Below are 12,179 nucleotides of genomic sequence, written 5' to 3'. Positions count from 1 at the left end.
ACGGTCGTGAACCTCAAAACCAAGGGGGACATGCTGGCCTTGGATGGCGGCACCCCGGTGCGCCGTGAGCCGCTTCCGGCCTGGCCCGCATTCGACGGCGAGGATCGTGCGGCCGTTGACCACGTCTTGAAATCCGGTCGTGTCAATTACTGGACGGGGGAACAGGGCCGTCATTTCGAAGGGGAGTTCGCGCAGTGGGCGTGCGTTCCGCACGCGGTGGCTGTGGCCAACGGCACGGTCGCCCTGGAGATCGCGCTGCGAGCCTGGGGGGTTTGTGCCGGCGACGAGGTCATCGTTCCGGCGGCGACGTTCATCGGCACTGCCAGCGCGGTGGTTGCCTGCGGCGCAGTACCCGTGGTGGTCGACGTGGACCGAGAGTCGCAGTGCCTGACACCGGAGACCGTGGAAGCCGCCTTGACCGAACGCACGTCCGCGGTAGTGGTCGTGCACCTGGCAGGTTTTCCGGCGAATGTTCACGAGCTGCTGACATTGGTTCGATCCCGTGGCCTCGGGCTCATTGAGGATTGTGCGCAGGCGCACGGTGCCCAGGTCAAGGGACGTCGGGTTGGCACGTTCGGTGACCTAGCCGTGTGGTCCTTCTGTCAGGACAAGATCATGACCACAGGGGGCGAGGGAGGTGCGATCACCACCAACCAAGAGCGCCTGTACCAGCGGTGCTGGGAGTTGAAAGACCACGGAAAGAGCTATGAAGCGGTCCATTCCCGCAGGCACGCTCCTGGTTTTCGCTGGCTACACGAGAGTTTCGGGACCAATGCCCGCATGACCGAGATGCAGGCGGCCATTGGACGCAGCCAGCTGCGCAAGATCGACGCATGGGTCGACGCCCGGCGCACGCATGCCGGGCAGTTGCGGGACGCGCTAGACGGGCTGGAGGTGATCCGCCTGCCGACGGTGCCGGCGGGCACCGCGCATGCCTACTACAAGTTCTACGCCCATGTCGAACCTGCTCACTTCGGTGAAGGGTGGTCCCGAGACAGGGTCGTCGCGGCGATCAACGCGGAAGGAATTCCGTGCTGGCACGGTGGTTGTGCCGAAATCCACCGGGAGAAGGCCTTCTCAGCGACCGGGCGTCCGTCGGGCGAGCTGCCGATCGCTGCCGAACTGGGGGCTACGTCCTTGATGTTCCCGGTGCATCCGACGCTCTCGGCGGGGGACGTCGCTGACATCGCGGAGGCGGCGTCTCGCGTCCTGCGCGCTTCAACGACACGGGCGGAGGCGTGATGAGGCGAATGCTCGACGTCTTGGCCGTCCTGGTCGCAGGACTCGTGATCGTCCCGTTGTGCCTGGTGATCGCCTTGGTGATCCTGTGCACGATGGGTGGGCCCGTGATGTTTCGCCAGACTCGTTCCGGCAAGTACGGCGACTCGTTCGAGATTCTCAAGTTCCGCACGATGCACGTGTGCACGGACGGGGGTCAGTCAGACGCGCAGCGGCAGACGGCGGTCGGGCGGTTCTTGCGGCAGTTCAGCTTGGACGAGTGGCCGCAGCTGTGGAATGTGCTCCGTGGCGACATGTCACTGATCGGCCCACGGCCGACGTTGCCGGAACAGGTTGAGCGCTACTCGATCAGGCAGCGGGGGAGGCTTGACGTGCTGCCCGGCCTCACCGGTTGGGCTCAGGTGCAGGGCCGCAACTCGTTGAGCTGGGCACAGCGCATCGAGCTCGATCTCTGGTACATCGAGAACCGCTCGGTGCGTTTGGACCTGTGGATCGTGGCTCTGACGATCGCCCAGCTCGTGCGCCCACGTGGTGTTGTCGGCCACAGCGCGGGCAACAGCGGGTCCCCGCAGGCCGATGAGCTCTCCCAGCAGGCGGGGAACTCGCAACCGGAAGTAGTCAAGATGACCGAGGAAGGGCTGACGTTGTCGTCTCCAGATAAAGATCGCTCATCGACCCAAAGTGGCAGCGAAATGCGGATCGCGAGGACGAACACACCGACCGAGCGACTTCGAACGGGGGCGTCGAAATGACGAACTTGGTGAGCGACGAGGTGGACGGTCCAGCGGTGTCCACCTCGGCTGACGTGGCGACAAGCGCGGTCATCGGGGCTGGTACTCACGTGTGGGACCTGGCGCAGGTACGCGAGAACGCCGAAATCGGCCGTCGGTGTGTGCTCGGCCGAGGAGCCTGCGTGGACACCGGCGTGCGTATCGGTGACCACGTCAAGATCCAAAACTATGCCCTTGTCTATAGCCAGGCAGAGCTCGGCAACGGCGTTTTTGTCGGTCCTTCCGCGGTTCTCACCAATGACACCTATCCGCGTGCTGTCGATGTGGGCGGAAGGCCCCTGGAGCAGGGTGACTGGGTTCCCGTCGGGGTGACGGTGCGCGAGGGCGCCTCGCTGGGGGCCCAGTCGGTCTGCGTCGCACCGGTGGTCGTCGGCCGCTGGGCCCTGATCGGTGCCGGTGCTGTTGTGGTGAACGACGTTCCTGATTTCGGCCTGGTCGTGGGCAACCCCGCGCGTCGCATCGGGTGGGTGGGTCCAGCCGGAATTCGCCTGGAGTCTGCCGGCAGGGGGCGCTGGCGCTGTCCCCGGACCGGCGCGTGCTTTGTCGAAGTCGACGGGACTCTGAGGGAGGAGGAAAGGTGACCGGAACGATCACTCGAGTTCCACTCGCCAGACCGATCATCGGAGCCGAAGAACGGTCTGAAGTGGATCGGGTACTCGCGAGCGGCATGTTGGCGCAGGGCGCCGAAGTGGCCTCTTTCGAGGCGGAGTTCTCGGAGTACGTGAGCGGGAGGCCGTGCGTAGCCGTGAACTCAGGAACGAGCGCGTTGCTGTTGGCCTTGATGGCGATGGGAATTGGCAGGGGCGACGAGGTGATCCTTCCCGGTTTCACCTTCGCAGGCACTGCGAACGCAGTGGTGCTGGCGGGTGCCACCCCGGTGTTCGTGGACATCGACCCGAAGCACTTCTGCCTAGACCCGCGAGCTGTGGAGGCCGCGATCACCCCGTGCACTGCCGCCGTGATCCCGGTGCACCTCTACGGTCATCCGGCGGACATGGATCAGCTGATGGCGGTAGCCGCCCGCCACGGGCTGGCCGTGTTGGAGGACGCCGCGCAGGCACATCTGGCCGCGTGGCGGTCACGTCCGGTCGGTACCTTCGGCGAAGCTGCGGCGTTCAGCTTCTATCCGACCAAGAACATGACCACTGGAGAAGGTGGCCTGGTCGTGTGCGCGGACACGGCAACCGCTCGGCGGGTAAAAGTGCTTCGCAATCAAGGAATGATGGGACGCTACGATCACGAGTTCGTCGGTTACAACGCGAGAATGACCGACATCGGCGCCGCCATCGGTCGCGTGCAGTTGCGCCGATTGCCGAGGTGGACGTCGATTCGTCGAGAGAACGCGTCCCGGCTGTCGATGGAGCTCGCGGCCGCCCGCATCGATTCTGCGGTCTCACTGCCGCAGGTTGCAGACGGTGCGGACCCGGTGTGGCACCAGTACACGGTGCGTGTTCGGGGCCGGGACGAGGTCGCGGCCAAGCTCGACGAGGCCGGCGTGGGCTCAGCGGTGCACTACCCGAACGCGCTGCACCAACTGGCGCTGTACCGACGCTTTTGCAGAGGTCGGGCGCCCGGGCTGCCGATGGCGGAGCGGGCCTCGCGCGACGTGCTTTCACTTCCGGTGCATCCATTGTTGTCTGAAACGGACCTTTCCGCGGTTGTCGCGGCGGTGTGCAGGGCGGTGCCGAATTGACAGTGTTGCGTGCCAGTTTGATCGGGCTTGGCATGATGGGTCGCAACCACATGCGGGTTCTGCGCGCCCTCCCAGATGTTGATCTCATCGCAGTGGTGGACACCGACGACCGCGCTTGCCACGCGGTCGACGGTGTCGAGTGCCTCGCAGATGTTGACGCGTTGCTTGAGCGCAAGCCGGATCTGTGCGTGCTGGCGACCCCCACAGCGACGCACGAGGCACTCGGGACGCGGCTCGCAGAGGCCGGGGTCCCGACGTTGATCGAGAAACCGCTAGCGCACGACGAGCGGTCGGCGGCCGCGTTGGTGGAGACGTTTGAGCGTAACGACGTGCTCGGCTGCGTTGGGCACATCGAGCGGTTCAATCCCGCGCTGCAGAATTTGCGGCAGCGGCTGGCGGACGAGGCGTTGGGTGAGATCTACCAGGTGTTCACTCGAAGACAAGGGCCGTTCCCGGCGCGAGTCTCTGACGTTGGTGTGATCTTCGACCTCGCTACGCACGACATCGACCTGACTGCGTGGGTATTGGGCGCGGACTACGGCTCGGTGTCGGCAAGGGTTGCCTATAAGAGCGGCCGGACCAGCGAGGACTTGGTCAGCGTCGTCGCTGAGCTGGTCGATGGGACCGTCGTGACCCACTTGGTGAACTGGCTATCGCCGCTCAAGGAACGGGTCGTGGTGGTTGCGGGGGAACACGGGTGCCTTGTTGCCGACACCCTCACCGCCGATCTCACTTTTTACGAGAACGGTTCGCAACCCGCTGAGTGGGGAGCTTTGGCGGCGTTCCGGGGCGTCGCGGAAGGGAACATGACGCGGTTTGCGATTCCGAAACCCGAACCACTGCACACCGAGCTCGCTGCATTCGCAGCGGCTGTTCGCGGTGAGGACGGTCGAGTCGTGACGTTGCAGGACGGACTTGCCACCGTTTCAGTGGCAGAAGCGATGCGGCTGTCGGCTCAGTCCGGCGCGACGGTCAAGGTGGGGGAAAAATGAACATCACCATCATCGGCCTGGGCAAGATCGGGTTGCCACTGGCCGTGCAGTTCGCCGGACGAGGGCACGCGGTGCACGGCGTGGACATCGCGCCTGCCGTGGTGGACGCTGTTGCCGCGGGTCGGCCTCCGTTTCCCGGTGAGGACCAGCTGGCCGACCGGCTCAGTCGGGTGGTCTCATCCGGTGCGCTGCAGCCTTCCACCGACACCGCCGGCGCTGTCGCCGCGAGCGAGTTCGTCGTCGTGGTCGTGCCGTTGTACGTCGACGACCAGGGCGCTCCGGACTTCACCGCCCTGGATGCCGCCACTGGCGAGCTGGCGCGCGGGCTTCGTCCCGGAACACTCGTCAGCTACGAGACCACGCTTCCGGTGGGCTGTACCAGGCGACGGATCGCGCCACGGCTGCGATCAGGCAGCGGCCTGGAGCCCGGTGTGGATTTCTCCCTGGCGTTCAGCCCGGAGCGCGTCTACTCGGGGCGGGTCTTCAGGGATCTGGCGCGCTACCCCAAGCTCGTCGGCGGAATCGACGAGCCCAGTGGACGGCATGCGGTCGAGTGCTACTCAGAGTTGCTGTCCTTCGACGAACGGCCGGACCTGGACAGGCCGAACGGCGTGTGGGACCTCGGTTCGGCGGAGGCAGCGGAGTTCGCCAAGCTCGCGGAGACCACCTACCGGGATGTCAACATCGGCCTGGTCAACCAGTTCGCCCTGCACGCTCAGCGAATCGGAGTCGATCTTGCGCGCGTGATCGAGGCGTGCAATTCGCAGCCCTTCAGCCACCTGCACCGTCCGGGCATCGCCGTCGGTGGACATTGCATTCCAGTCTACCCGCAATTTTACCTGTACGGTGATCCGCACGCGACCGTCGTGCGCGCGGCGAGGGACGCCAACAGCGCCATGCCCGCGCGCGCCCTCGAACTACTGGCTCAGGCTGGCAACGGACTCGCCGGGCGCCGCGTGGCGGTTCTCGGGGCGGCGTATCGGGGCGGGGTCCGGGAGACCACCTTCTCGGGGGCCTTCGATGCCGTGGCCTCGCTGCGCGCTCACGGTGCAGAAGCCCTGGTGCACGATCCGCTATACACGCCTGACGAGCTCGCGGAACTGGGGTTCGCCTCCTACCGTCCAGGAGACACGGTCGACTTCGCTGTGGTTCAGGCAGACCACGACGAGTACCGGACCTGGTCGGCCGCTGATCTGCCTGGTGTGCGGATCGTGCTGGATGGACGCGGGGTACTAGATCCGTCGCGGTGGCCTGGGGTTGATCTGCTGGTGCTCGGCCGGGCGAATTCGGCGCGGAGCGCCGGGCATGCAGAGGTTGGTGTGTGACGATGCCTCGGAAACGCGGATCTAGAGGACCATCCACTGTGGTGTCGTTCCCATTGGAAGATGACGTAGTTCTGCAGAGTCTCTGGCTGCGGCTGTACCTCGGCGGCGTGTGTTCGCAGATCATGAGGGAAATCTGTGGTTGAAGAGATGCTGAAACCGAAGCAGCGTCGTGTCACGGCAGGGCTGGCGAAGGTCTTGGGCGGCAGTATCTTGGGGCAGGGTGTCGGTGTGCTCTGCGCACCGCTGCTGACCAGGCTCTTCAGTCCGTCTGATTTCGGTGCGCTCGCTGTTTTCACCGCCGTGGTCACGATGTGCGGAGCGGTGTGCACGCTGAGGCTGGAGGCTGCGATCCCGCTGCCACGCAGTGATGTGCGCGCGGCCGCGGTCGCGTGGACGGCTCTCGGCATCGCGGCGGCGTGGACTGTGCTGCTGATGGTGGTGGGAATGGTCGCGGGCGACTTCATCTCGATGGCACTTGCTGCGCCTGCGCTCGCACCCTTGTGGTGGTTGGTGGCGCCCACGGTGTTCGCCGTCGGAGCAGGACAGGTCATGGCAGCGTGGATGGTGCGGGCACAGCGCTACGGGCAGTTGGGACGCCGCAACGTTACCCTCGGCGTCGGTCAAGTCGCAGTCCAGCTCGTTTGCGGAGTTGTCGAATGGCGGCCGATCGGACTACTGCTAGGACTCCTGGCCGGGCGGGCCGCTGCGTTCGGCGGTCTCGGTTTCGGCGCAGGCGGTTTGCTTTGGCAGCGCCGCCCGAGGGCCAAGCAGGTCACAGGCGTGTTCGTGCAGTATCGGCGATTCCCGCTCGTCTCGTCCTGGTCGGCACTGCTGAACACGGCGGGCTCCCAGGCTCCGCTGCTGGTGATCAGCATGTGCTACGGTCAGGCGGCAGTCGGTTTGATCGCGCTGACCGTGCGGGTCCTGGCAACGCCGGCCGCCATCATCGGCCAACCGGTCGCGCAGGTATACCTTGGCGAGGTCAGCGCCGCCAACAGGGAACGTTCGGCGCAGCTAGGTCGTGCCGTCCAGGACACGGTGCGCCGACTGCTGATCGTCGGCCTCCTGCCAGCGGGCGTGCTCGCGGTGTTCGCGCCGTCGCTCTTCGCGGCCATCTTCGGCCACGGATGGTCTGAGGCCGGACATTACGCTCAGCTGCTCAGCATCGGGTATCTCGTCGAGTTCGCGGTCGCGCCGGTCTCGCAGACGTTGCTCCTGCTGGAACGTCAGGTCGTGCAACTGGGGTGGGACTTCAGCCGACTCGTCCTCACTACCGGAGGCCCGGCTGTCTGCTTCCTTCTCGGTACACCTGTGCTGACGGCGATTACCGTGCTGTCAGCGAGTTACGTCGTCAGCTACGGAATGCTCTACGTCTACTGCCTGCGTGCGGCTAGAGACGCGGACCGCGCGAGTTCTCGCGACGGTGTGGCGACGGCATGAGAACTCATCGGACCTCCGGAAAATCGGCCGGATCCACAAGAAAGAGAAGGCTACTGCCATGAACACTCCGAGCGCAGTCAGCGCAGGCCTCATTCACATCGTCGGTGCTGGCGGGCTCGGCAGAGAAACGCTCGACGCGTTGTTCGCCTCGGGCCGCAAGCCTGACGATCTGGTGTTGGTCGATGACCACCTCCGCGACGCCGAGCTCCACGGCGTGCGGGTTCTGCGGCCTGACGTGGTGACCTGGGGACAGTACGTGGTCGCGGTCGGGGACCCGGCCGTGCGTCACACACTCGGGGAACGCATGCAACAACGCGGGCTGACGGCGACTTCGGTCGTGCATCCCCGAGCCACCCTGGCTCACGATGTTGTCATCGGCAGCGGGTGCATCGTGCTGGCCAACGCGTTCGTTTCGACCGGTACCCGGCTGGGACCGCACAGCCAAGTGCAGTACAACGCGACGGTCGGTCATGACACCGCGCTGCAGGAGTACGTGACCGTCCTGCCCGGGGCGAACATCGCCGGAAACGTTTCGCTGCAACGAGACGTGACTGTCGGCAGCAATGCGTGCGTGCTGCCGGGACTCGTGGTCGGGGCGGGAACATTCGTAGGCGCCGGAGCTGTGGTAACCAAGAATCAACCGGCCGATCGAGTGTTGGTGGGAATTCCTGCCCGACCTACTACGACCCGGTGAAATGAATGGCCGGTGGTCCTTGCCTACCGGTCCTTAGCTCTGCCCAGCCGTATCTTCCCCCATGGGATAGCGCGTCCCCGCAGAATGCTAGGGCCTTTCCCACAGGGCCTGACTCGGTGATCGAAGCTCATCACAACACTGTCAAACCCGTTCCTGGCTGGCCTCGGCCTGAGGCTTGGAGACCTGTTGACCATGCACATCGCTACCAGACCCTCGGAGACCGCGCGACCGGTTGACCACCTGGGGTCGGATAAACGAAGTCCTTGGCTGGCTGATGGGTTGAGCACTGGACTGATCGTCCTGTTCCTCAACAGCAAAGCCCTGAAGCACCTGCCCATCTCCGGCTCGCTGCTCGACGATGCCCCTGTCCTGCTCGGATTCGTGGTCGGCGCGATGGCCTTGGTGACGATCTGCAGTCGCATGCGGTGGCTGGGCGGCCTCGCTGAGGTGGTGGTTCTGTTCGCGTTCTTTACGCCAGCGGTGCTGCTGTCGTCGTTCAACGAGTATGGCCAGGCGAAGGTGCCTGCCATGTTCTGCGTCACTGGTTTGGCCGCGGTCGCAGCGGTGACCGTCATCCGCACGCGCGCCCGAATTCTGTGGTTGTTGTGGTGGTTCGCGCTGGTGGGGCTTGCGGAGGTCACGCTCGCTCGGTTGCAGAGCGCCGGTTCCGGCGGGGTGCGGCTGGCGTTGGATGAATCCAACACCATCCACCTCGGCCGGGCGGCAGGCGCTGCGGCCCTGGCCATCCTCGTCCTCGTTCTGCACCTGTACCGGCGCCGCCCGAGAGGGTGGGTGTGGGCCGTCGTCGCCTGTGGCATGGCGGTGGTGTACCTCGCCGCATCGACGGTCGCCTCCGGATCACGGGGCCCGCTGGTCGCTCTGGTTGCGACGGTCTGCCTCGTTGCCCTCATGATGCCGGCGAAGTTCGTGGTTCGTAGCACGCGCCTGGCGCTGACCGTGGCGGTCTTCGTGGGTTTCACGCTCTGGGCGCTCTCCCAGGCGCCGGAAGCATCGGCGAACCGGATCACAGACCTCCTCGGCGGGCAGCAAGATTCCTCCACACTCGCTCGAACCCACCTCTACGCAGCCACATTGCCGATCGTCGCGATGAACCCGTTCGGCATCGGGTGGGGCGATCTTTCGGAGAAGCTTCCCTCCTGGGCTTGGCTGGACAGCGGTGTCCACCAGTACCCGCACAACCTCTTCGTCGAGGTAGCGGCTGAGGGCGGATGGATCGCGGCCGCCGCGCTGATCGTTGTTGTGGCGGTGGCTTTCGGGAGAGCGCGGGCTCAGCTCCCTCGTCTAGAAGGCGTTGGCATCACGGCCCTACTGTGCTTCTTCCTGCTCAACGTCTCCGTTTCGGGTGACCTGGTCGCCAACCAAGCGTTCTTCGTCCTGCTGGGTGTAGCCCTCGCGTTTCCTGCAGTCCGGCGAGACAGGAGCCTAGGTCGGCCGGAAAGCAGCGCTCCGACCAGCATGCCTGGCACTACGTACGCGGGCGGTGGTTGTGGGGGCCGAGCACCGTGGTGAGGTGCACTCGGACCCGGAACGGATCGCAACCGCGGGTATCTATGTGGATCGCTTGGTGGTGGCCAGACCTCGGGTCAAGGACATCGAGAAGCGCACCGTGCGCGCTCCGGCCACCGTCTCGACGAACTAGGAGGAGCAGATGAGCTGGGCTCGTGAGGAGATGGCGGCCATCGCGTCGCCGAGCTTAGCGACGGCGATTGCGTCAACCTCGGGATCCGGCCGTTGAGCCAGCGTCGCGGGGATCATTTTCTTCACGCTGGCGATTGCCGCCGTGCACGGAGTCACCAAGAACACTTCGGTGATTCCCTGAGCATCTCCTTCTTCCTCGGCATCGCGATCGGCCCCTGGTGGCGGATCTGCTCAGAGCGAGCTCGCGGTCCGGGTGACAGGACATGGAACGCAGCGGTGCCCGGAAGTTCTGGCTCGCGCCCGAATCCAAGACGGGCCAGACCTTCTTCCCAACCCGCTGCGCGTGCTCACCAAGCAGCAGGTCGGCTACACGGCAGGCGCTGCGGTGGTCAGCTCGGCGACCTTCGTGTTCAGCCCGGTGGCCACCACGGTGATCGCGGGTGAAGCCGTTGGTTCGCGGCTGAAGCACCCGTATCAGACGCCTGAGCTCCCTGATGGCGGTCAAGAACGGCACGACGGAGTCGACCTACCTCGCCGAAACCATCATCCCGCTGGTGGCCTTCGGACTCCCGCTGAGCCCTGTCGCGGCCGGGCCCGCTGCGGCCTTGTTCAACGCTCCACCGGTGTACTCGGTGCAGGGCGGCAGCGGGGCCGCAGAACCTGCACACGATGATGTCGTCCTGGCAGTGCCTGGTCTACGGCCTGCTCGGTGTCCTCATCGCCGCACTCGTCGCGTACCCCTTCGCGATGAAGGACGCCCGCGCGGCCAGCGCCTGGGTCATCACGCACGTCAGTCACGAAGCGCTGATCGGCGCCTTCGCGGGCCTGATCGTGGTGGTCTCCTGGTACGAGGGTGGCGTTCTCGGACTGGTGACCGCGCTGTCCGTCGGAATGCTCGGCGGGCTGTGCAACCGCGCGTTCGGGATGAACGCAGGAGTGCAGTTCATGTCCTACTACACCGCGACGATGTTCGTCCCGATCCTCCTGGCGATGTGACACGAGCAGCGGTGCTGCGAAGCACCATGAGGACTGCAGAGGCGGGGAGCTGTCATACTCCTCCCTCTGCGATCGTGAGCGCAGCCGAAGCTGCGGACACATGATCGCGAGAGGCCCCGCAGTTTCAGGGATTTCGTCGTGACGGGCCGGGGCCGGCTCCTGCGTCAGTGGGGAAGTGTTCCGGTGGTGGCGAATTCGAGGCGGCGGATCACGGACACGGCCTGGTCGGCGAAGCGTTCGTAGTAGCGGGTCAGCAGCGCGATGTTGATCGCGGCGGTCACGCCGTGCGGCCAGTCCTCGCTTCGCACTGCCTCTCCCAGGCGGGTGCACAGTGCGTCGACGGTGTCGTCGGAGTTGTCCATCGCCGAGAAGCTCGCGGGGTCCGCGCCGCGGATCACGTCGTGGAGGCGGTCGGCCATGCTCACCGTCAGCTCACCCAGGGAGCGCACGGTGTCGGTGAACTCGTCCGGGACGACCGGCTCCGGGTGGCGGTGGCGGACCAGGTTCGCGACGTGGGCGGCGAGATCTCCCATGCGTTCGATCTTCACCCCGCAGTAGAGAACCGCGAGGATGGTGCGCAGGTCGCCTGCGACGGGTGATTGCAACGCCAACAGCCGTTGGGCGTGGTCCTCGCACTCGTTGCGCGCGGCATCGAGTTCGGAGTCGGCGGTGATGACCTGCTCGGCCAGTCCCGTGTCGCTGGTGGTCACTGCCTGTGTGGCCAGCCGCATGGCCTCGGACGCCCGCCCGGACAGGGCGGCCAGTTGCTCGCCGAGTTCTGTCAGCTCGCCGTGGAACGCCTCTCGCATCAGATCAACCCTAACCGCCCGAACCGGACGTTGCGTACCGGGAGGGGCAGTCGTATCACCAGAGTCTCCCGGACCTGCGACGAGCGGGTCAGCGCATCGTCGGCAATGACCAAGGCGTGTGTGTTCGAGCGAAGTCTGGCACCCTGGAGATCGGGCGCCGGGCTCGAACGGGGGGGCGAGGCACCCGCCGCCCGGCCACGCACCGGTGTGGCTGCGGCCGAGACCCCGCTGCAGGATTCCGCACCGGCGCGTGGGAGGACGTACAAGGGGCAGGCGCCGATGAGGCGATTCGATTGACGACCCTGGACTCCCCGCAACACATCGACCTGGATGACACCACGTGGTGCCCGCCTGCGGCAGGCTGCGAAGCCTGTGACGCGCAGAGCTCCCTCACGTGCTTGGTGGTCGAGTCCCCACCTGGGGTGCTGTGCGTGACGTTGTGCCCGCAGTGCCGGGCCTCGCGTCGCATGCCCGCCTGGAGCGGCCCTGACTGCTCCACGCGGGTCGGTGAGCATTGCGCCCACCTGGGCATCACCCGCGT

11 protein-coding genes are annotated in these 12,179 nt (G+C 65.8%); 10 read left to right on the top strand and 1 reads right to left on the bottom strand.

Features of this window, described 5'->3' with window-relative positions; all coding sequences use genetic code 11:
- Positions 1 to 6: 6 nt before the first annotated feature.
- The 10 genes from R4I43_RS03530 to R4I43_RS03485 all read left to right on the top strand — a co-directional run bounded on the left by R4I43_RS03530 (position 7) and on the right by R4I43_RS03485 (position 10,829).
- Entirely contained in the window at positions 7 to 1,242 is a 1,236-nt protein-coding gene (locus R4I43_RS03530) for a DegT/DnrJ/EryC1/StrS family aminotransferase (protein ID WP_324264041.1), read from the top strand.
- Between the two features lie 8 nt (positions 1,243 to 1,250).
- Positions 1,251 to 1,991, top strand: coding sequence for a sugar transferase (locus R4I43_RS03525; RefSeq protein ID WP_324264040.1), 741 nt, complete (start codon positions 1,251 to 1,253; stop codon positions 1,989 to 1,991).
- 161 nt (positions 1,992 to 2,152) lie between these two features.
- Positions 2,153 to 2,611 carry an acyltransferase gene (locus R4I43_RS03520; RefSeq protein WP_324264039.1) on the top strand — a complete coding sequence of 153 codons (459 nt, stop codon included), beginning with the start codon at positions 2,153 to 2,155 and terminating at the stop codon, positions 2,609 to 2,611.
- Positions 2,608 to 3,723: a DegT/DnrJ/EryC1/StrS family aminotransferase gene (locus tag R4I43_RS03515; RefSeq protein ID WP_324264038.1), complete on the top strand. Its 1,116-nt coding sequence runs from the start codon at positions 2,608 to 2,610 to the stop codon at positions 3,721 to 3,723. The genes R4I43_RS03520 and R4I43_RS03515 overlap by 4 nt, the downstream gene beginning before the upstream one ends.
- A 2-nt stretch (positions 3,724 to 3,725) precedes the next feature.
- Positions 3,726 to 4,715: a Gfo/Idh/MocA family protein gene (locus tag R4I43_RS03510; RefSeq protein WP_324264297.1), complete on the top strand. Its 990-nt coding sequence runs from the start codon at positions 3,726 to 3,728 to the stop codon at positions 4,713 to 4,715.
- Positions 4,712 to 6,040 (top strand): nucleotide sugar dehydrogenase, encoded by a 1,329-nt coding sequence (locus R4I43_RS03505; protein ID WP_324264037.1) that lies wholly within the window; start codon positions 4,712 to 4,714, stop codon positions 6,038 to 6,040. Before R4I43_RS03510 ends, R4I43_RS03505 begins: the two co-directional genes overlap by 4 nt.
- Positions 6,041 to 6,175: 135 nt before the next feature.
- Positions 6,176 to 7,480 carry a lipopolysaccharide biosynthesis protein gene (locus R4I43_RS03500; protein WP_324264036.1) on the top strand — a complete coding sequence of 435 codons (1,305 nt, stop codon included), beginning with the start codon at positions 6,176 to 6,178 and terminating at the stop codon, positions 7,478 to 7,480.
- Positions 7,481 to 7,538: 58 nt separating this feature from the next.
- Positions 7,539 to 8,174 (top strand): NeuD/PglB/VioB family sugar acetyltransferase, encoded by a 636-nt coding sequence (locus R4I43_RS03495; protein ID WP_324264035.1) that lies wholly within the window; start codon positions 7,539 to 7,541, stop codon positions 8,172 to 8,174.
- A gap of 279 nt (positions 8,175 to 8,453) precedes the next feature.
- A complete protein-coding gene (locus R4I43_RS03490; protein ID WP_324264034.1) occupies positions 8,454 to 9,704 on the top strand; it encodes an O-antigen ligase family protein in 1,251 nt (416 codons plus the stop codon).
- A gap of 798 nt (positions 9,705 to 10,502) precedes the next feature.
- Complete coding sequence (locus R4I43_RS03485; RefSeq protein WP_324264033.1) at positions 10,503 to 10,829, top strand: hypothetical protein; 327 nt, start codon at positions 10,503 to 10,505, stop codon at positions 10,827 to 10,829.
- 164 nt (positions 10,830 to 10,993) lie between these two features.
- Here R4I43_RS03485 and phoU read toward each other — a convergent pair whose 3' ends face one another.
- On the bottom strand, positions 10,994 to 11,638 hold the full coding sequence (gene phoU / locus R4I43_RS03480; protein WP_324264032.1) for a phosphate signaling complex protein PhoU: 645 nt from the start codon (positions 11,636 to 11,638) through the stop codon (positions 10,994 to 10,996).
- Positions 11,639 to 12,179: the final 541 nt, after the last annotated feature.

The sequence above is a fragment of the Saccharopolyspora mangrovi genome, from assembly GCF_035320975.1.
GTDB lineage: Bacteria > Actinomycetota > Actinomycetes > Mycobacteriales > Pseudonocardiaceae > Saccharopolyspora > Saccharopolyspora mangrovi.
Note: the sequence above shows the minus strand (reverse complement) of the source record. Positions and strands in the feature narration are given on the sequence as shown.

Coding starts and splice junctions, on each gene's coding strand:
- R4I43_RS03525 (WP_324264040.1), top strand. CDS start 1,251: ATGCTCGACGTCTTGGCCGTCCTGGTCGCAGGACTCGTGATCGTCCCG.
- R4I43_RS03495 (WP_324264035.1), top strand. CDS start 7,539: ATGAACACTCCGAGCGCAGTCAGCGCAGGCCTCATTCACATCGTCGGT.
- R4I43_RS03505 (WP_324264037.1), top strand. CDS start 4,712: ATGAACATCACCATCATCGGCCTGGGCAAGATCGGGTTGCCACTGGCC.
- phoU (WP_324264032.1), bottom strand. CDS start 11,638: ATGCGAGAGGCGTTCCACGGCGAGCTGACAGAACTCGGCGAGCAACTG.
- R4I43_RS03485 (WP_324264033.1), top strand. CDS start 10,503: ATGATGTCGTCCTGGCAGTGCCTGGTCTACGGCCTGCTCGGTGTCCTC.